The 20,418-nt window shown below is 55.8% G+C and carries 17 protein-coding genes and 1 pseudogene; 7 read left to right on the forward strand and 11 right to left on the reverse strand.

Annotated features, from left to right (window positions below):
• Positions 1-52: 52 nt before the first annotated feature.
• Positions 53-598 (reverse strand): flavin reductase, encoded by a 546-nt coding sequence (locus BJJ97_RS16395; protein WP_095994631.1) that lies wholly within the window; start codon positions 596-598, stop codon positions 53-55.
• A 319-nt stretch (positions 599-917) separates the two neighbouring features.
• Here BJJ97_RS16395 and BJJ97_RS16400 point away from each other — a divergent pair, with 319 nt between their 5' ends.
• The 6 genes from BJJ97_RS16400 to BJJ97_RS16425 all read left to right on the forward strand — a co-directional run bounded on the left by BJJ97_RS16400 (position 918) and on the right by BJJ97_RS16425 (position 6,752).
• Positions 918-2,246, forward strand: a complete 1,329-nt coding sequence (locus BJJ97_RS16400; RefSeq protein WP_095994632.1) for an LLM class flavin-dependent oxidoreductase — start codon at positions 918-920, stop codon at positions 2,244-2,246.
• A 22-nt stretch (positions 2,247-2,268) separates the two neighbouring features.
• Positions 2,269-3,204 carry a transporter substrate-binding domain-containing protein gene (locus tag BJJ97_RS16405; protein ID WP_095994633.1) on the forward strand — a complete coding sequence of 312 codons (936 nt, stop codon included), beginning with the start codon at positions 2,269-2,271 and terminating at the stop codon, positions 3,202-3,204.
• A gap of 73 nt (positions 3,205-3,277) precedes the next feature.
• Positions 3,278-4,249, forward strand: a complete 972-nt coding sequence (locus BJJ97_RS16410) for an ABC transporter substrate-binding protein (RefSeq protein ID WP_095994634.1) — start codon at positions 3,278-3,280, stop codon at positions 4,247-4,249.
• A 75-nt stretch (positions 4,250-4,324) separates the two neighbouring features.
• The gene (locus BJJ97_RS16415; RefSeq protein WP_095994635.1) at positions 4,325-4,879 is read left to right on the forward strand and encodes a GNAT family N-acetyltransferase; all 555 of its coding nucleotides are present in this window, start codon (positions 4,325-4,327) and stop codon (positions 4,877-4,879) included.
• Between the two features lie 82 nt (positions 4,880-4,961).
• Complete coding sequence (locus BJJ97_RS16420; RefSeq protein ID WP_095994636.1) at positions 4,962-5,903, forward strand: amino acid ABC transporter permease; 942 nt, start codon at positions 4,962-4,964, stop codon at positions 5,901-5,903.
• 24 nt (positions 5,904-5,927) lie between these two features.
• The gene (locus BJJ97_RS16425; protein ID WP_014915501.1) at positions 5,928-6,752 is read left to right on the forward strand and encodes an amino acid ABC transporter ATP-binding protein; all 825 of its coding nucleotides are present in this window, start codon (positions 5,928-5,930) and stop codon (positions 6,750-6,752) included.
• Between the two features lie 79 nt (positions 6,753-6,831).
• On the opposite strand, the gene BJJ97_RS16430 is transcribed toward BJJ97_RS16425, so the two are convergent.
• Positions 6,832-7,281, reverse strand: coding sequence for a hypothetical protein (locus BJJ97_RS16430; RefSeq protein ID WP_095994637.1), 450 nt, complete (start codon positions 7,279-7,281; stop codon positions 6,832-6,834).
• A gap of 71 nt (positions 7,282-7,352) precedes the next feature.
• A pseudogene (locus BJJ97_RS16435) lies at positions 7,353-7,469 on the reverse strand (ABC transporter ATP-binding protein); the annotation flags it as partial.
• Between the two features lie 268 nt (positions 7,470-7,737).
• Here BJJ97_RS16435 and BJJ97_RS16440 point away from each other — a divergent pair.
• Entirely contained in the window at positions 7,738-8,133 is a 396-nt protein-coding gene (locus BJJ97_RS16440; RefSeq protein WP_095994638.1) for a hypothetical protein, read from the forward strand.
• A gap of 248 nt (positions 8,134-8,381) precedes the next feature.
• Here the strand turns inward: BJJ97_RS16440 and urtE are convergent, their stop codons facing one another.
• The 8 genes from urtE to atzF all read right to left on the reverse strand — a co-directional run bounded on the left by urtE (position 8,382) and on the right by atzF (position 20,238).
• The gene (gene urtE / locus BJJ97_RS16445; protein ID WP_095994639.1) at positions 8,382-9,080 is read right to left on the reverse strand and encodes an urea ABC transporter ATP-binding subunit UrtE; all 699 of its coding nucleotides are present in this window, start codon (positions 9,078-9,080) and stop codon (positions 8,382-8,384) included.
• A gap of 1 nt (position 9,081) precedes the next feature.
• Positions 9,082-9,921 (reverse strand): urea ABC transporter ATP-binding protein UrtD, encoded by an 840-nt coding sequence (gene urtD, locus BJJ97_RS16450; protein ID WP_405083411.1) that lies wholly within the window; start codon positions 9,919-9,921, stop codon positions 9,082-9,084.
• Positions 9,922-9,970: 49 nt separating this feature from the next.
• Entirely contained in the window at positions 9,971-11,047 is a 1,077-nt protein-coding gene (gene urtC, locus BJJ97_RS16455) for an urea ABC transporter permease subunit UrtC (RefSeq protein ID WP_095995386.1), read from the reverse strand.
• Positions 11,048-11,058: 11 nt separating this feature from the next.
• Positions 11,059-12,648 carry an urea ABC transporter permease subunit UrtB gene (gene urtB, locus BJJ97_RS16460; RefSeq protein WP_095994640.1) on the reverse strand — a complete coding sequence of 530 codons (1,590 nt, stop codon included), beginning with the start codon at positions 12,646-12,648 and terminating at the stop codon, positions 11,059-11,061.
• Positions 12,649-12,704: 56 nt separating this feature from the next.
• Positions 12,705-13,973, reverse strand: coding sequence for an urea ABC transporter substrate-binding protein (gene urtA, locus BJJ97_RS16465; RefSeq protein ID WP_095994641.1), 1,269 nt, complete (start codon positions 13,971-13,973; stop codon positions 12,705-12,707).
• Complete coding sequence (locus BJJ97_RS16470; RefSeq protein ID WP_095994642.1) at positions 13,970-14,743, reverse strand: GntR family transcriptional regulator; 774 nt, start codon at positions 14,741-14,743, stop codon at positions 13,970-13,972. The genes urtA and BJJ97_RS16470 overlap by 4 nt, the downstream gene beginning before the upstream one ends.
• Positions 14,744-14,828: 85 nt before the next feature.
• A complete protein-coding gene (gene uca, locus BJJ97_RS16475) occupies positions 14,829-18,443 on the reverse strand; it encodes an urea carboxylase (RefSeq protein ID WP_095994643.1) in 3,615 nt (1,204 codons plus the stop codon).
• The gene (gene atzF / locus BJJ97_RS16480) at positions 18,436-20,238 is read right to left on the reverse strand and encodes an allophanate hydrolase (RefSeq protein WP_095994644.1); all 1,803 of its coding nucleotides are present in this window, start codon (positions 20,236-20,238) and stop codon (positions 18,436-18,438) included. The genes uca and atzF overlap by 8 nt, the downstream gene beginning before the upstream one ends.
• Positions 20,239-20,418: the final 180 nt, after the last annotated feature.

Below are 20,418 nucleotides of genomic sequence, written 5' to 3' on the forward strand. Positions count from 1 at the left end.
TTTATAAATCAATTAATTACGATGAGTGCATTAGGTGAGAAAGTTATAAATATTAACCGCGAACCGCATGATAACGGCGGGAAAAATACACCAGACCATCAGTGCTTTCGCCCTGCTTAATCGCTAACACCCGGCAAATAAAGATATCGTGCGTCGCCGCGCTCACCACTTCTTCAACCAGGCAGTCAAACGCCACCAGCGCATCCCGCAACACCGGTGAGCCCGTGTGTAACACGTCCCACTCCGCCGCGGCAAACCGTTCTTCAGTAGAGGAGCGGCTGCCAAACAGCGTCGACAGCGTTTCATGATGGGCGGCCAGCGTATTGATGCACAAATGCGTATTCGCCTGAAACGTGGGATACACCGACGACCCGCGATTCAGACACACCAGCAGCGTGCCGGGTGCATCACTGACGCTGGACACGGCGGATGCCGTAAATCCGGCCTTACCTGCCGGGCCATCCGTCGTAACGACATTGACCGCCGCGCTCAGCTTTGCCATCGCATCGCGAAACGCCTGCTGGTCAACGCTGGCAACCGCCGCAGAGAGAGCCGCGTCATTCGCGGTAACGAGTCGTTCAGCAACAAGATCAGACATTACATGCTTCCTTTAAATACGGCGAGAGACACAATCATTAACATGATACTAACAAAATAAGCCGCATCATCATCTGAAATTTTCAAATTTCATTATCCATTTTTGTTGTTTTACATCATGCCTCGCCTCATCAATAGTGAAAACACGCAGTTAACGCTCTATTAACCTTTCATTGAATACGTGAATGCCTATTGATGGCTTGTTAATTGATAGCCAGTTTATTGATGGACTGTTTTCACTTTCATGGAAGTACGACCAATTAAGAATAAACATATTCAACGAATAACAAGCACATTCAATTAATAAAAGGTTCTTGATAATGAGTAAACAAAAAACATCTTCAAACCGACAATTAAGACTGGGTTTAATATTACAAGGCGCAGCAGGAAATATGTCCGCGTGGCGGCATAAAAACGTCGTACCCGACGCCAGCATTAATTTTGGTTTTGTTCTGGATGCGGTAAAAAAAGCCGAACAAGGGAAATTTGATTTTGTCTTCGTGGCCGACGGCCTGTATATCAATGAAAAATCGATCCCCCACTTTCTCAATCGTTTTGAGCCCCTGACGCTACTGTCTGCGCTGGCTACCGTCACCACCCACATTGGTCTGGTCGGCACGCTCTCGACGTCGTATTCCGAACCGTTTACCACCGCCCGGCAGTTCGCCAGCCTCGATCATCTGAGCAACGGTCGTGCAGGCTGGAACGTGGTGACATCGCCGCTGGAAGGATCGGCGAAAAACTTTTCCCGCGCGCAGCACCCGGAACATGCGCTGCGCTACCGCATTGCCGATGAATTCCTTCAGGTGGCGAAAGGCCTGTGGGATTCCTGGGAAGACGATGCCTTTATTCGTGACAAAGCCAGTGGGCAGTTCTTCGATCCCGAAAAGCTACACACGCTGAACCATAAAGGGGAATTCTTCTCGGTACAGGGTCCGCTGAATATTGGCCGGTCCGCGCAGGGTCGCCCTATTGTGTTTCAGGCCGGCGCATCTGAAGACGGCCAAAAACTGGCTGCCAAACACGCCGACGCCATCTTCACTCATCAACACACGCTGGAAGAGTCGCAGCGTTATTACCGCGAGGTAAAACAGAAGTTGGAAGAAAACGGTCGCCGAGCCGATCAACTGCATGTTTTTCAGGGTGTCAGCGTAATTGTCGGCAACGATGCGGAAGACGTAGAGCGTCAGTATCAGGAAACCGCACAGCTGGTCACGATTGAAGATGCTCTCAATTATCTGGGACGCTACTTTGAGCACTACGACTTCTCACAGCATCCGCTGGATGAATCCTTCCCTGATATCGGCGATCTGGGGAAAAACAGCTTCCGTAGCACCACCGATGAAATCAAACGCAACGCGCAGGAAAAAGGCTTAACGCTGCGTCAGGTCGCGCTGGAAGCAGCATCGCCGCGCCCCGTCTTCAGCGGCACGCCCGAACAGGTGGCGGATGGCTTGCAGCGTTGGTTTGAAAATGGTGCCGCCGACGGCTTCATCATTCAGGGCGGCACGCCGGATACGCTCAACCACTTTGTCGATCGCGTCGTTCCCCTACTGCAACAGCGTGGCCTGTTCCGTCAGGAATATCCCGGCTACACGCTGCGGGAAAATCTGGCGCTGGATTATCCGGTGAATCAATTCACGCGTTAATTCACGCAACAGGAGATTCACCGTGAAGCGTTCCCCTTTTATCACCGCTACCGGTCTGGCGACATTATTGAGCGCCACGCTGGTAACCCATGCGCAGGCGCAAGATACGGGATTTGTTAGCCGTATCGACTTGAAAGCCAACCAAACGCCTATTCGTACTGGGAAAAACGCTGAGGCTATCGCGCAGATCCCGGCTAATTTCAAATTCGTGACGCCGGGAAAGCTAACGATTGCCGTCTCGGCGCTCAGTTCACCGCCGCTGTCGCTGTTGGCTGACGATAACAAAACGCTTATCGGCAGCGATGCCGATATTGCGCGGCTGGTTGCCGACGGACTCGGGCTAGAGCTGAAGCTGGTGCCTGCCTCCTGGGAGGATTGGCCGCTGGGCATCACTGCGGGGAAATACGACGCCGCCATTTTTAATATCGCGGTGACAAAACTCCGCAAAGAGAAGTTCGACTTCGCCACGTATCGCATTGATACGCTCGGTTTCTACGTGAAATCGACCAGCAAGATTACGTCGATTAACAAGCCGGAGGATGTGGCCGGTCTGAAAGTGATCGTCGGTTCCGGCACCAATCAGGAAAACATTCTGCTGGGCTGGGATCGGCAAAACCGCGCTAACGGCCTTCCTCCCGTACAACCTGTTTACGTTACCGATGATGCCGCCGCCAACCTGAGCATTCAGTCCGGGCGCGTCGATGCGTTTTTCGGTCCGCACTCCATCGGGGCGTATAAAGCGGCGCTGACGGGGAAAACGCGCATGGTGGGCAAAGGCCCAACGGTCGCTTACGTCGCGGTCACCACGCAGAGAGGTAACGGTCTGGCCCAGCCCATCAGCACCGCCATCAATGGCGCGATCCACAACGGCAGCTATGCGCAAGTGCTGGATCGCTGGGGTGAAGACGATGAAAAAATCATACAGTCCGTCGTGAATCCGCCGGGTATCGGCGATTGAGTAAAAACAGTACACCATAAAGTGACAACGTCACTAAAACCATTATAAATAGTCACCTGCAAGGGAAAAACAAATGCAAAAAGAGATCGCCTATTCATCCAAGACACACCGTGTACGTCCCTCACTGCTGACAAGGCTACTGACGGGATCGCTGCTGCTCGGATCGCTGTCCGTCACGACTGGCGCACAGGCCGCCATCGATCTGAAAGCCAATCAGCAGCCGATCCATGCTCCGAAAAACGCAGAAGCTATCACACAGATTCCGGCTGACTTTACCTTCGTCACGCCGGGTAAATTCACCGTGGCGATTGCCGCGCTGGGGTCGTCACCGCCGCTGGCGTTTCTGGCCGACGACAACAAAACCGTGGTAGGCAGCGAGCCGGATATCGCCCGACTGGTGGCCGACAGCCTCGGTCTGGAACTCAATATTGTTCCAACCTCGTGGGAAGACTGGCCACTCGGCGTCGCTTCCGGCAAGTATGACGCCGCCATCATCAACATTACCGTCACCAAAACGCGCAAGGAAAAGTTCGATTTCGCCACCTACCGCATCGACTCGCTCGGCTTCTATGTGAAATCCACCAGTAAAATTCAGTCCATCAAGGAAGCGAAGGACATCGCTGGACTGAAGATTATTGTCGGCTCCGGCACCAATCAGGAAGCGGTGCTGCTGGCGTGGGATAAGCAGAATCGCGCTAGCGGCCTGCCCGCCTTTCAGCCGATTTATGTCACGGACGATGCGGCGGCCAACCTGAGTCTGCAATCCGGTCGTTCCGATGCCTATTTCGGCCCGAACGTCATCGGTGCCTACAAAGCGGAGCTGACCGGCAAGGTTAAGCATGTCGGTACGGTCAACGGCGGCTACCCCAACGTCGCGCATATCGCGGTCACCACACGCAAAGGCAGCGGGCTGGTGCAGCCGATTAATACCGCGCTGAACGGCGTAATTAAAAGCGGTGAGTACGACAAGGTGCTGAACCGCTGGGGAGAAAGCATCGAACGTATTGACCGTTCAGAAATCAATCCGCCGGGACTGGGCGACTAATACCGCCGATGGCTATCGGGACGCCACGCAATGGTTACCGATAGCTCGAATACGCTAACGAATCAGGAGCATCCCATGTCCGACGACATCTTCATTGTGACCCAGCCCGAGGACCCTATCGTGGCCCCCATTATCGACGGCCTGTTCGCGGAATATGAACAACGCTATGGCGACTTTTTTGGTGAGCGGGAAAACGATCCGCCAGGAATCTACCAGCAGCCGCACGGCATCTTTATTGCGCTGCTGCGTCGGGGCGTACCGATTGCCACCGGCGCGTTTAAACGCTACGACAGCACCACCGCCGAGATTAAACGGGTATGGACGGATCATTCGCTGCGTCGTCAGGGGCTGGCAGGAAAAGTGATGCAGGAGCTGGAGCAGCACGCCCGTCGGTTAGGCTATCAGCACTTTTTCCTGACCACGGGTTTCCGTCAGCCAGAAGCGGTGAACCTCTATCTGACCCACGGCTATACGCCTCAGTTCGATATCAGCGTCGATCCCGCGACCTACAGCATTCCGCCTTACGATGGACGGCTGCCGTTCAAGAAAGCGCTATTTGACGTCGCAGCGCCTCAGACTGCCCGCCAAACGGAAGTCGATCTTATCGCTCGCCATTTGAAAGTGTGTTGACCCCAGCACACCGAGACTCACCCTGTGCGGTGATTAAAAGCAAAAGGACGTTTTTCAGAATCACCTTCAAAGGGTATCGATTATGACGCAATCTCTACACACATCTCAGCAAGCACCGCTGGGACAAACGCAGGAACCGCCGTTGCACGTTGTGCCCGCGCGTTATCCCTTTCGTATTGCCGGGGCACTATTTTCCCTGTTTATTTTTGCTGGGGTGATTCAGTCAATCGCACTGAACCCGCGCTGGGAATGGGCGGTCTTTGCCGAGTGGTTTTTTAATCCGGTCATTCTCGCCGGACTGGGGCAAACGCTGCTGTTGACCGCGTTGGGCACGCTATTCAGCATTATTTTCGGCACCGCGCTGGCGCTGGCCCGGCTTTCGCCGTCTTATCTGCTGTCCACCCTGTCGTGGCTCTATATCTGGCTATTTCGGTCCCTGCCGCTGATTCTGGTGCTGATCATTCTCTACAATTTCTCGTATCTCTATGACGAGCTGGCGCTGGGAATTCCGTTTACCTCTGTTGTCTTCCTACGCTATCCGACCATCGATTTACTGGATCAGTTTTCCGTCGCGGTGCTTGGCCTGACGCTGGTGCAGTCCGCCTATACCGCAGAGATTATTCGCGGCGGTATTCTTGGTGTGGATGCTGGGCAGTTTGAAGCCTCCGCCGCACTCGGTCTGCCCGGCGGTCGCCGTACGGTACGCATCATTCTGCCGCAGGCGCTGCGTTCGATTCTGCCGACCGGTTTCAACGAGATCATCAGTCTGGCAAAAGGTACGTCGATCGTTTACGTGCTGGCGCTGCCAGAGCTGTTTTACACCGTTCAGGTCATCTACAACCGTACGCAGCAGGTTATTCCGCTGCTGATGGTCGCCACCATTTGGTATCTGCTGATCACCACGGTGCTATCCGTCGTCCAATACTACGTGGAACGCTATGTGTCCCGCGGTGCCGTGCGTGAAATGCCACCCACACCACGCCAGAGACTCGTCCGTTTCCTCACGCGCAAGCGCGCACGTTAATCTACCCGATTCTGGAGAGTCACTATGTCTGAAGCTATCGACTACTTTGCTCACGCGCGCACCACCGCCCAGCCACAGGCAGAAAGCGCCCGTGGGCTGATTGAGATCCGCAACGTGGCGAAACATTTTGGTCAGCACAAAGCGCTGGAGGATATCAATCTGACGCTGGCACCCGGTTCTGTCACGGTGATTCTGGGGCCGTCCGGTTCGGGAAAATCCACGCTGTTGCGTACCATTAATCACCTTGAGCGCGTGGATGAAGGCTTTATCCGCATCGACGGCGACTACATCGGCTATCGGCGCAAAGGGAATACGCTCTATGAATTGAAAGAAAAGGAAGTACTACGCCAGCGCATCAACGTCGGGTATGTGTTCCAGAATTTCAATCTGTTCCCGCACCTTTCCGTGTTGGAAAACATCATTGAAGCCCCGTTGGCGCATAAGCTTTATTCGCGTCAGGAAGCCGAAGACATCGCCTTTACCCTGCTGGAAAGCGTCGGCCTGCGCCATAAAGCGCAGTCTTATCCCCGTCACCTGTCTGGCGGCCAGCAGCAGCGTGTCGCCATCGCCCGCGCGCTGGCGCTTAAGCCGAAAGTGATGCTGTTTGATGAACCGACGTCCGCGCTCGATCCCGAGCTGGTTGGGGAAGTGCTGGACGTGATCAAGTCGCTCGCCCGCTCTGGCGTAACGCTGGTCGTCGTCACACATGAAATCGGCTTTGCACGTGAAGTGGCCGACCGCGTGGTGTTCATGGTGGACGGGAAAATCGTCGAAAGCGGGGATTCCTGGCAGGTACTGAACCATCCCCGTCACCCGAGAACGATCAACTTTTTGAATAAGGTGCTGTGAGGAAAAGAGAAGGTAAGTTATCGATTACATATGAATCAGGCTCGCTACGAGTGAGCCTGATGAGATCGGGCGTAAATGATTATTTTGCTGGCAATGGCTCAGCATACGGACTGCTGTAAACCTGAACCATCACGCTTTTATCTGTATCAAACGTCGCCACCGTCACAACGTCATGAGTGCCCGCCGCTCGCCAACATTCAGCCTCAACATCGCAATGATCCTGTTTCTCATAACCCATCGACGTCAGATAGGTGTGAACCTTGCTGGTATCGCCAGTGCCATAGAAGTTCACCGTCCAGACTTTAGCTTCCGGCCCCGTTACGTTCGAAAAATTGAAGTCATAGAGAGCGGTAATACGCGGCATGTTTTTCAGAATATCGGGGCTATAGAACGCATATTCCCTTTCATCCTGTTCGGTATAATGTGCGCTACTGGCAAAATCCATTTTGATATACGGCCATAGAGAACCACCCACAACAGCAATAGCGATGATGCCGATAACAGCAAAAGTTTTCAGCAGTTTACTCATCCTTAAGTTCCCTTTCCTTTTAGCTGAAGATAAACAATGAATTATCTTCTTAAGACGGTATTTTACACAATTTGCTCAAGCAGTAGAATCGCCATGTCACTACCCTGCGCCTGTTGGCGAATCGCCGAGCCGATCTCTTTAATTACTGACGGCTGTATTCCTTCTGTTGGTTCATCCAGAAACAACAATTTTTTGAACGCAGCATTATGCTTAATACAGTATAAATTTATTGAATAATAAATTCCAAAAAACAAACTTTAGGAAATTACAAACAACCAATAGGCACAAAATTATATTTGGAGAAATAAATTGATTGATAGGTTAAAACATTGACGCTTTTCTAATTTTTATAGTTTAAGATAATGGCGGTTTTTAATGGACCGATTTATTGATTATTACATGCATTGTAAGGCTGTATTAATTTACCAATAAATTACTTTTTCAGGAGATTTACTCATGCGCAAGACATCCATCAGCATGTTCATGCTGGCATTTTTTTCTTTCGCTGCGGAAGCCGCAACAGATATAACGATTGATTCTCAAAGAAATTGTTTGAGCGCTCCGTTTACTGACACGTTAACAGGCACCCCCGTGAAGTTTAATTTAGATCAAGGGAGATATGTTGTTTCTCTCGTTTCTAATACTATGAATTGCATGGGAGCCTCTAATAGTTGCATTATCGATAGTGTTATGTTGCAAGGTGGGTTTAAAAATGCACGCTGGGGAGTTTCTGTGACCAGCAGTCCGACGGTTGTCGATACAACAACATCGCAGTTTGTAGCCTATATCGTTGACGATAATTGTAATGACAATGCCGGCAAGGCAACATTGTTAATCCAAAAAGCAGAATAACGAACTTTCAGTCAACTTAATTTTCGAATTTGGATTTAATTTTAAACATCAAGACTCAATTTTCACTTTACATCCTAAGTGATTCGAAAATCTGGACAGCACGTTAACGTTACGGATAACGAAATAATTATCGCGCTAGCAATATGTCTGCTATATAAAATTAGGCTGCCGCTCCTCATTATGTAATATTGAAAATATGTGGATGCAGCCTATCTCCAACTCCAGAATGAAATAATAAGTAACACGTATTAAATCGCGACCAGCCCCCGTACGCCGTCTTGTTCCATCGTGTCTCCCCGTCCACGCTGTATGATTTCCCCACGGGACATCACCAGATAGCTGTCGGCCAGTTCGGCGGCGAAGTCGTAAAATTGTTCGACCAGCAGAATCGCCATGTCGCCACGCTGTGCCAGTTGGCGGATGACTGCGCCGATCTCTTTGATCACCGACGGCTGTATGCCTTCTGTCGGCTCATCCAGAATCAGCAACTGCGGTTTGCAGGCCAGCGCACGTCCAATCGCCAGCTGTTGCTGCTGCCCACCAGACAAATCGCCGCCGCGCCGCTGTTTCATTTCATCCAGCACAGGGAAAAGCTGGTAGATCTCATCCGGCACCTGCCGCGCCTGTTTGCCCGGAAAGCGCGACAGCCCCATCAGCAGATTCTCTTCTACCGTCAGATGAGGGAAAATCTCCCGTCCCTGTGGCACGTAGGCAATGCCAGACTGCACACGCTGATAGGGTTTACGCGAGTTAATCGCTTCCCCCTGCCAGCGAATCGTGCCGGACTTCGCCGGAATCAGCCCCATCAGGCATTTCAGCAGCGTGGTTTTTCCCACGCCGTTGCGCCCTAACAAGCAGGTAATTTCGCCGGGTTTTACCTCAAACGACAGGCCGCGCAGAATGTGGCTGCCGCCGTAATATTGATTCAGTTCAGCAATCTCTAACATGTTAGCGCCCCAGATAAACGTCAATCACCTGTTCATTCGCCTGCACCTCGCGCAGCGATCCCTCTGCCAGCACCTGCCCCTGATGCAGCACGGTGACACGGTCGGCGATGCTCTCGACAAAGCCCATATCGTGTTCCACTACCATCAGCGAGTGTTTGCCCGCCAGACTGCGAAATAGCTCGGCGGTATAGGCCGTTTCGGCGTCCGTCATCCCCGCCGCAGGTTCATCAAGCAGCAGTAGATGCGGCTCTTGTACCAGCAGCATGCCAATCTCCAGAAACTGCTTTTGCCCGTGCGACAGCAGCCCCGCAGGTCGCTGCCGTTCATGACCGAGCCGCAGCAGCGCCAGCGTCTCATCAATCCGGTCACGCTGCTCGCTGTTCAGTCTGGCACGCAGGCTCGCCCACACCGATTTGTCGGTTTTCAGCGCGATGTCGAGATTTTCAAACACCGTCAGCGCTTCAAACACGGTCGGCTTTTGGAATTTCCGGCCAATTCCCGCGCGGGCAATGTCTACCGGCGACAGCGTCGTCAGGTCGGTGTATTGATCGTAAAACACCTTGCCGTTATCTGGTCGCGTTTTACCGGTGATGACATCCATCAGCGTGGTTTTCCCCGCGCCGTTTGGGCCGATGATGCAGCGCAGTTCGCCCACACCAATCTGTAACGAGAGATCGGTAAGCGCACGGAAGCCGTCAAAACTCACGTTAATCTTGTCAAGTTGCAGCACCGGATCGGTCTGATGCCGATGGCGATCCGACGGATGCGGCTGCGCGAACTTTGGCTCCGTCAATACGGGCTGAGCCGCGACAGTTTGTGAAGGCGCGGTTTGTGAAGGCATGGCTTGTGAAAGCACGTCTTGTACTGGAACCGATGGCACAGATAAAGACTCAGTCATGTTTCTTCCTCGTCAGCAGTCCAATCACGCCACGCGGCAAAAACAGCGTGACGAGAATAAACATCAGCCCCAAAAAGAACAGCCAGTATTCGGGAAAGGCCACGGTAAACCAGCTTTTCGCCCCGTTGACGATACCCGCACCGAGCAGCGGTCCGATTAACGTCCCGCGCCCACCCAGCGCCACCCAAATAGCAGCTTCGATGGAGTTGGTCGGCGACATTTCGCCAGGATTGATAATGCCGACCTGCGGCACATACAGCGCGCCAGCCAGCCCGCACAGCACGGCGGAAAGTGTCCAGACAAACAGCTTGAAGCCTTTCGGATCGTAGCCGCAGAACATCAGACGGTTTTCCGCATCGCGCACCGCTGTGAGTACGCGGCCAAATTTACTGCGCGCCAGCGCAAATCCCACCAGCAGGCTGGCAATCAACAGCAGCACGGTAGCGACAAATAGCCCAATGCGCGTACCCGTGGCCGTAATGGGGAAACCGAGCAGCGTCGTAAAGCCGGTAAACCCGTTATTGCCGCCAAAGCCGGTTTCGTTACGGAAAAACAGCAGCATACCGGCGTAGGTCAGCGCCTGCGTCATGATCGAGAAATACACGCCTTTGATTTTGGAGCGGAACGCGAACCAGCCGAACACAAATGCCAGCACGCCCGGCACCAGCACAATCAGGCACAGCGCCCAAGCAAAGTACTGGGTTCCCGCCCAGAACCACGGCAGTTCCGTCCACGACAGAAATGACATAAACGCAGGCATTCCTTCACCAGCGGCCTGTCGCATCAGGTACATGCCCATCGCGTAGCCACCCAGCGCGAAAAACAGGCCGTGACCGAGCGACAGCAGTCCGGCGTAGCCCCACACCAGATCCAGCGCGACGGCGACAATCGCATAGCACAGAATTTTGCCGATCAGCGTCAGCGTATAGGTCGAGATCGCTAGCGGGTTCTCTGCGGGCAACAGCGCGAGAAACGGCAGGATCAGCAAAGCCAGAAACGCGATCGACCCCAGGCTAAGCATGAGCCGCGGCGCGCGCTGCGTCAGCGTTATCGTCACGGGTTGCGTAATAGGTTGCGTCATCAGTCAATCACCCGTCCTTTGAATGCAAACAGCCCCTGTGGCCGTTTCTGAATAAACAGCACGATCAATACCAGAATGACGATTTTTCCCAGCACAGCACCAATCTGCGGTTCGAGCACTTTGTTGAGAATGCCGAGGCTGAACGCGGCGACCACCGTCCCCGCCAGTTGTCCGACGCCGCCCAGCACGACGACGAGGAATGAATCGATGATGTAGCCCTGTCCCAGCTCCGGCCCGACGTTGCCCAACTGCGACAGCGCCACACCGCCCAGCCCGGCGATGCCGGAGCCCAGCCCAAAGGCCAGCATATCGACACGTCCGGTCGGCACGCCGCAGCAGTCCGCCATCGCCCGGTTTTGTGTCACCGCCCGTACATTCATGCCAAGACGGGTTTTATTGAGGATTAACCAAGTGAGCAGCAGCACGCCGAGGACGAACACAATCACCGCGATGCGGTTATACGGCAGTACCAGATTCGGCAGCAGGCGCAGCCCACCGGACAGCCACGCGGGGTTTGCGACTTCCAGATTTTGCGTACCGAACAGCATCCGCACCAGTTGGATCAGCATCAGGCTAATCCCCCAGGTCGCCAGCAGCGTTTCCAGCGGTCGGCCATAAAGATGACGAATCACCGTGCGTTCCAGCACCATACCGACGCTGGCGGTGATAAAGAAGGCAACAGGCAGCGCCAACAGCGGATAATACGCCAGCCAGCTCGGCGCAAACTGCTGGCACAGCGACTGCACCAGCCAGGTTGCATACGCGCCCAGCATCAGCATTTCGCCGTGCGCCATATTGATGACACCCAGCAGCCCGTAAGTAATAGCCAGTCCCAGCGCCGCCAGCAGCAGGATAGAGCCGAGCGACAGCCCGGTAAACGCCTGCCCCAGCAGATCGCCGACGATCAAACTTTGCTTAATCTGATCCAGACTTTCCTGCGCCGCCGCCCGCACGCCGGTATCTGGTTCGTTCTGCACCTGCGTCAACGGCTGTAAGCGCGCCTGCATCTGCGGGTCGCCGGTCTGCCCTAAACGTTTGACCGCCTCAAGGCGTACCAGCGGATTGGGATCGTTTAACTGCCGCGTCGCAATAGCGGTATTCAGCGCATCATGCACCTGCGCATCTTTTTCTACCCCAAGACGCTGTACCAACAGCGGCAGCTGTTCCGCACTGCTGTCGCTTTGCAACTGCCGTACGGCATTCAGGCGCGTTGCGGCGTCATCGCTGACGAGCTGATGCGAAGCCAGCGCGGTGGCAACCAGCCCGCGCAGGCGGTTATTCATAAACAGTTTTTTGGTCGCGCCAACCGGTTCCGCATTCCCTTCCAGCTGCGTTAGCGTGCCCTGCACATCCATAAACGGCTGCTGGTTCCGATCGAGCACAACCGACTCGTCGCGCAACGCCTGTAACAACGGCAAGCGTGCGGGTTCCGGCGTGGCGGCCCATTGTTGCAACAGTTCGGCCTGCTGCGTGCGATTAGCCGCAGCGAAATCGGCCGCCGGCCCGGCCAGTGCCAGCACGGGAAACATCAGACACAGCGACAGCACAAACGTAGATAATCGATGACTCATCATCGCAATGTCCGCCATATAAGAGAGGGAGTATCCCCGTCCGACATGCTGGACGGGGCGTATAGGAACAATGCTTACTGCGCGGCTTTGATTGGATGATCGGGCTTCTTATCGTTACCGGCGATGTACGGGCTCCACGGCTGAGCGCGAACCGGCTGATCGGTTTGCCAGACCACGTTGAACTGACCGTTTTCCTCAATCTCACCAATCATCACCGGCTTGTGCAGGTGGTGGTTGGTCTTGTCCATCGTCAACGTAAAGCCATCCGGTGCGGCAAAGGTCTGTCCGGCCATCGCGGCGCGGACTTTATCCACGTCCGTGGTGCCCGCTTTCTCTACCGCCTGCGCCCACATATGAATGCCGACATACGTGGCCTCCATCGGATCGTTCGTCACCACCGTGCCCGCATTCGGCAAGTTTTTCGCTTTAGCATAGGCTTTGTAGGCTTCCACGAAGTCGGCATTGGTTGGGTTATCGACCGACTCAAAGTAGTTCCACGCGGCTAAATGGCCGACCAGCGGCTTGGTGTCGATCCCGCGCAGCTCTTCTTCACCGACAGAGAACGCGATAACCGGCACATCGGTGGCTTTGATTCCCTGATTCGCCAGCTCTTTATAGAACGGCACATTGGAATCACCGTTGATGGTGGAAACCACTGCGGTTTTACCGCCCGTCGAGAACTTCTTGATGTTGGAAACGATGGTTTGATAATCGCTGTGGCCAAACGGCGTATAGACTTCCTCAATATCTTTGTCCTGTACGCCTTTGGAATGCAGGAACGCGCGCAGAATCTTGTTGGTGGTGCGCGGATACACATAGTCCGTACCCAGCAGGAAGAAACGCTTCGCCGCCCCGCCGTCTTCGCTCATCAGATATTCCACCGCAGGGATCGCCTGCTGATTTGGGGCCGCGCCGGTGTAGAACACGTTCGGCGACATCTCTTCGCCTTCATACTGCACCGGGTAGAACAGCAGCCCGTTCAGTTCCTCGAATACTGGCAGAACCGATTTACGCGACACCGAGGTCCAACAGCCGAACACCACCGCCGCTTTGTCCTGCGTCAGCAACTGACGCGCCTTTTCGGCAAACAGCGGCCAGTTTGACGCCGGATCGACCACCACCGGCTCCAGTTTTTTACCCAACACGCCGCCTTTGGCGTTGATTTCATCAATAGCCATCAGCGCCACATCCTTCAGCGGCGTTTCCGAAATCGCCATCGTGCCGGACAGCGAATGCATAATCCCGACCTTGATGGTGTCCGCCGCCTGCACGCTCCAGGTCAACCCCATACCAACCACTGTCGCAGAAAGCGCAAAAATTTTTAGCAATGAACGTCTTTTCATTTATTAGCCCTTAAGTCGTGTTGAGTGAGAATGGAATCGTGTGAGGCGTCAGGTGCAACCACTTCCGTTGAAACAGATTGAGGCCGCGCCTGCTGTAGCATGTGTAAGGTGATCTTCCTGACTTCGGCCTTACTGACGGCAATGTGGTCGGTCAGAATGCGCTGCGCCTCCTCGGTGTGCTGTTGCAATATCGCCAGCAGAATGCGGGCGTGTTCTTTATAGGTCGCGTCGATACGATCTTCACGGGTGAAATCGAGACGGCGAATAATGCGGATTTTCTCCGTCAGTTCGCCGTGGACCCGCGCCATTTCGCTGTTGCCCGCCGCCGTCACCAGCCCACGGTGAAACCCTTCGTCGTAGCGCGAGACGATCTTGCCGTCGTCCAGTCGCGGATCCTCAATCCAGAAGCGTTTCAGGTCCGCCAATAGCTCGGCGCAGCGCCCCGGCGGCATCCCGCACAGCCGTCGAATGGCTTCGCGCTCCAGCACAATGCGAAAGTCATACAGTTCTTCAAAATATTCGAAATCGAACGGGCGAACCTGCCAGCCGCTGCGGAAATAGACTTCGACATAGCCTTCCCGCTCCAGCCAGAACAGCGCCTGACGCACCGGCGTACGGCTGACCGACATCCGTTCGGCAATCTCATTTTCACTAAAGCGGTCACCCGGCATCAGGCGAAAGTCGAAAATGTCGTTTTTCAGCGTTTGATACACCCGCTCCGCCAGCGCTTCCGGGCGATCTTTACTGCTCTTTTGTGTGCCTGCTCGCATCGTGTTCTCCGCCTTTGCCGTTTATTTAGGTTCGCGCCTTATTCCAGCCTGTCCTTTTGTTCTAACCGCTTGTTCCAACCGCTGCCTACTCCAACCACAGCAAGGCATCGCCGGGGCTGACTGGTCGACCCGGCTGGCAGCCGATGCGTTTTACTCGGCCGGACTGCGGCGCACTAATCGTCAGCTCCATCTTCATCGCTTCAACGATAATCAGCGGCTGTCCGGCTTCGATGACATCCCCCACGTTCACTAACACTTTCCAGATGTTGCCGTTCATATCCGCGCTGACCTGAAACGCGCTCTCGTCGTTTTCCACAGGAGCGGCCGAAACCACGTCCTGCGGCGTGCTGTCATCCTCCTGCTGCCACAGCGCCACTTCCGTTTCAAACGCCGTGGCCTGACGCTGGCGGAACGCGGCAATATCGTCGGCTTGCGCCGTCAGGAAGCGCGAGTGTTCAGCAAAATCAAATTCGGTTTCTTCGATGCGGATCGCCGCACGTCCTTCGCGGAAGTCATCGCGCAGCGCCGTGAGTTCGGCTTCGCTGACTGGGTAGAATCGCACCTGATCGAAGAAGCGCAGCAACCACGGTTCACCCGCAATGAACTGATCGTTTTTGAGGAATTTGTTCCAGATAGGCAGCGTGCGCCCCACCAGTTGATAGCCGCCCGGCGAGTCCATGCCATAGATGCACATGTACATCCCACCGATACCGACGGTGCCTTCGGCAGTGAAGGTGCGCGCCGGATTGTATTTGGAACTCAGTAGACGGTGGCGCGGATCGACCGGCACCGCACAGGGTGCGCCGAGATAAACGTCACCTAATCCCAGAATCAGGTAGCTGGCATCGAAAATGATGTCGCGCACGTCATTACGGCTCGGCAAGCCGTTAATGCGCTGAATGAAATCGACGTTATTCGGCAGCCAGGGGGCACTAGTACGTACGGTTTCACGGTAGCGCTCCACCGCGCCGAGCGTGGCGCTGTCTTCAAACGCCATCGGCAAATAGACGATCCGCGACGGCACTTTCATCTGGCTCACATCGCCAAGCTGACGTTCCAAATGCAGCAGCACGTCCAGCAGCGCACGCTGGCGGAGAACCCGACTGTCGTAACGCACCTGTAGCGACCGTACGCCGGGCGATAGCTCTTCTATCCCCGCCGTTTCTGAGGCGCGGATCGCCGCCATTAACAGATGAACGCGTAGGCGCAGCGCCAGATCCAGCACGTTGTCGCCGTATTCGATCAGAACGTAGTTATCTCCCGCCTGACGATACACGGCAGCGGGTGTCGTCGCGGTGGCGGGTACCGCAGCCAGCACCGTGGCGGAACCCAATTCCGTTGTTGCCAACGACGGCACGTCAAACGCGGGTGAATGCGCCGTTCCCAGCGTGGACACGCAGGTAGACTGCGCCTGTTCCAGCGCCAGCGCTTCATCCGCGCTAATGGGATGGAAACGGATACGGTCGCCGGGCTTCACCTGACCAACTTTCCACAGTTCCGCTTTGGCGATGGTGACCGGACAGACAAACCCGCCCAGACTCGGCCCGTCCCGCGTGAGGATCACTGGGAAATCGCCGGTAAAATTCACAGCGCCAATGGCGTATTCACAGTCGTGAACGTTGGAAGGATGCAGGCCAGCCTCGCCGCCGTTCGCCCGCGTCCAGGTAGGTTTTGGCCCGACCAGACGCACGCCCAGCCGATTTGAGTTGTAGTGCACCTGCCATTCTGCTGCGAAGAATTCATCAATCGCCGCGTGGGTAAAGAAGTCCGGCGCGCCGTGCGGGCCATAGAGCACGCCAATGCGCCACTCATCGCCATACGGCGGAATCAGCGTGGCGTCCACGGCCTGCGGTGCGCTCACCGGCGCGGGCGTGGTGCAGGCAGGCAAGTCGGGTTGAGAAATCGCCAGCATATCCGCCACGCGCAGCGTTCGCCCGGCGTGACCGCCAAATTCCCCCAGCGCGAAAGTCGAGCGGCTGCCGAGATACTGCGGCACATCAATGCCGTTACGCACCGCCAGATAGGTGCGACAGCCGGACTGCGCACGCCCCAGCGTCAGCGTTTGCCCCGCCGCTACCGTCACTGGCTGCCAGTACGGCACCGTTTTCCCATCCAGCGTCGCCGGACAGTCTCCTCCCGTCAGCGCAATTACCGCCTCGCGGTGAAAACGGAGCGTCGGGCCTTGCAGCGTAAACTCCAGCCCTGACGCTGCCTCATCGTTGCCAACGATACGGTTCGCCAGACGGAATGCGAAATCGTCCATCGGGCCGGACGGCGGTACGCCGATATCCCAATAGCCAAGGCGTCCGGGGTAGTCCTGCACGCTGCTCCAGGTGCCAGGTTGAATCACTTCAATCATCGACGCGGACGGCGTAAAGCTGTCGAGCATCCGCGTCCATACCGTTCCGTTGCGGAACGCGTCAGTAGCAATAATCTGGCGCAGGTAATCCAGATTGGTGGCAATGCCGTGCAAACGCGCGGCATTCAGTGCCTGCTGCATCTTCTCCAGTGCCAGTTCACGGGTTTCCGCGTGAACGATCAGTTTGGCGATCATCGGATCGTAATAGGCAGACACCTCGGTGCCTGTGCTCACCCAGCCGTCAACCCGCACACCATCGGGAAACGCCACTTCGGTCAGCACGCCGGGGCTAGGCTGGAAATTTTTCAGCGGGTCTTCCGCATAAATGCGCACCTCAATCGCGGCCCCACGCGGTGCCTGCGTCAGTTGTGCCCAATCCAATGGCTCATCCGCCGCGACGCGCAGCATACATTCGACCAAATCCAGCCCGGTGACGCACTCCGTCACCGGATGTTCAACCTGCAAACGGGTATTCACTTCGAGGAAAAAGAACGCATCGCGCTCAGCGTCGTAGATATATTCCACCGTTCCCGCGCTGCGATAGTTAACCAGTTCGCCCAGTTTCACCGCCGAGGACAGCAGCGCGGCTCGCGTGGCGTCCGGCAAATGCGGTGCGGGGGTTTCTTCCACGACTTTCTGGTTACGGCGTTGCAGTGAGCAGTCGCGTTCGCCCAGCGCGACCACCCGGCCTTTGCCATCGCCAAAAATTTGTACTTCGACGTGACGCGCCCGATCGATGCAACGCTCAAGAAAGACGCCGGCATCGCTAAAGAACTGTTCGCCCAAACGGCGCACGCTTTCCCACGCAGCCTGTAGCGCTACGGCATCCGCACAGCGCGTCAGGCCAATGCCGCCGCCCCCCGCGGTACTTTTCAGCATCACCGGATAGCCGATGTCTTCGGCGGCGACCAGCGCGTCCTCCAGCGAGGCCAGCAGCGGTGTTCCTGGCGTCATCGGCACGCCAGCGGCAGCGGCCAATTCACGGGCGCGGTGTTTCAGGCCAAACTCGCCAATTTGCTGTGCGGTTGGCCCGACAAACGCAATACCTGCTTTTTCACACGCGGCAGCAAACGGCAGACTTTCTGACAGAAAACCGTAGCCCGGCCAGACCGCCTCTGCCTTCGTCTGCTTTGCGGCAGCCAGTACCTTATCGATACACAGATAGCTGTCGCTGGCCTTCTCGCCGCCAATCGGTACGGCAATGTCTGCGTCTTTCACATGCTGCGCGTTTTTATCCGCATCGGAATACATCGCCACGCTGGTTATTCCCAGGCGTTTCAGCGTACGAATGGCGCGGCAGGCAATTTCACCCCGGTTAGCGATCAATACCGTCTTAAACATGGGACGCCTCCTGACGAGCAAGCCAGTGACGCCAGCCGCCGAATTCGGTGATATCCACGGCATCGCTCAGCGCAGCCGGTTCGCAGATAAAGCCTTTAACCTGTCGCCCGTCGATTAACGTCAGCGTGCCAATGCCCAGCGGCGCAGGAATTTCTGCGACAAACTCACCAAAGCGCGCCAGCGGGATGTCCCACAGCTCGACGATAATCGCCGCGCCGTCGGTGCTTTTCGCTAAACCGGGCTTGGCCGGCTGCGTATTCGCCAGCGCATAAAGGCGATAGTTTTCCGCCGTGCGCGTCTCTTCCACCCACACCGCATCGCGGCTGGTCAGTTGGTGATTGAGCGGCATGCCCGTCAGGTGCGCGCCAACAACGGCGAGGCGAACGTGCAATGCCGAAGGCGGCAAGGTGCCTGATACGGCGGACAGCGTTTTTCCCGTTGCTCCCAACGTGAGCGCCAGCTGTGCCTGCCAGCGCAGACCAAAACTCGCCAATGCACGGTCGTGCCAGGCAGGTGCAATCAGCGTGATACCCGCCGGTAAACCATCGGTACGGAAAGGTGCCGGCAGCGCCAGCGCCGAGAGATCGGCCAGATTGGTAAAGTTGGTATAAGTGCCCAACTGGGAGTTGTAACGCACCGGCTCTTGCTTCATCGCTTCAAGCGTGTGGATCGTCGGTGAGGTCGGCACGACTAGCGCATCGAACGACGCCAGCGTCTGCTGAATCTGACGCGCCAGTTCGGCACGCAGATACTCAGCCTTAAAAGCCTCTACCGCGCTGAAACGCTCGCCGCTCGCCACAATGCCGTGCACCACTGAATCCATATTTTCTGGCTGTTGCAGCATGTCGCCCACCGCGACGGTGCGTTCCGCCACCCAAGGGCCTTGATAAAGCTGATCGGCTAGCTGCGTGAAAATACTGAAATCGATGGGATGCAGCGTCGCGCCCGCCGCTTCCAATTCAACCAGCGCGTGCTGCCATGCTGCCTGTGCAACGGCATCAGTAAAGAAAGTCGGATCGCTGGGAATCGCAAAGCGCGGTTTCGCTGGCAGCGCCGCAGGCGTACTGGCGGGATGGTGGCGCGAGTAAGCATCCGCCGCATCGTACCCGCCAGCCAGTTCGGCGACGATAAATGCATCGTCGACAGTCAGCGCAAACACGGAGATGGTGTCATTCAGGCGACAGGCCGGTACGACACCGCTTGCCGATAGCCACCCTTTCGTCGGCTTCAGGCCGATAATATTGTTAAACCCGGCGGGAACGCGCCCCGACCCAGCGGTATCGGTGCCTAATGAAAACGCAACCAGCCCGCGCGCCAGCACCGACGCCGAACCGGAACTGGATCCGCCGCTGATGTATTCCGCATTAAAGGTGTTCGGCACCGCACCGAACGGTGAGCGCGTGCCGACCAGACCGGTCGCAAACTGATCGAGGTTGGTTTTACCCATGACAATCGCCCCCGCCGCTTTCAGTTTGGCAACGGCCGTCGCGTCCTTATCAGCCAGATAGGTAAATGCCGGACACGCCGCGCTCGTCGGCCAGCCCGCAACATCAATATTGTCTTTGACGGCAAAAGGAACGCCAAACAGCGGCAGCGCATCTGGATTTTCACGATACCGAGGCAATAGCGCCGCAATTTGTACCTGAAGCAATTCAGGTGTCGCTAGCGCGATCCACGCGGGATCGTCCGGCGACAAGCTGGCGAGCAGCGCGCCTAACGTTTCACCAACGCGATCGGCCTGCTGTTGATAATGCTGTTTCCATTCCTGAAGCGTGAGCCCTGTCATTCTTGGCATGATGTGAATCCCATCTGGTATACAAGATTGAATTCACTAAAGCGAAAACCATGCCAGCTTTTACCCTGTTGATTTTTATGAAGTTAGATTGAGGCGCTCAATTTTCATGCACAAAAAAGGAACAGCCGTGCGCCATCGCGGAGCACGGTTTGAAAAAAAGGTTTGTCATTGATATACGGA

Origin of the sequence: Pectobacterium polaris (assembly GCF_002307355.1) — a bacterium.
GTDB classification, from domain to species: Bacteria; Pseudomonadota; Gammaproteobacteria; order Enterobacterales; family Enterobacteriaceae; genus Pectobacterium; species Pectobacterium polare.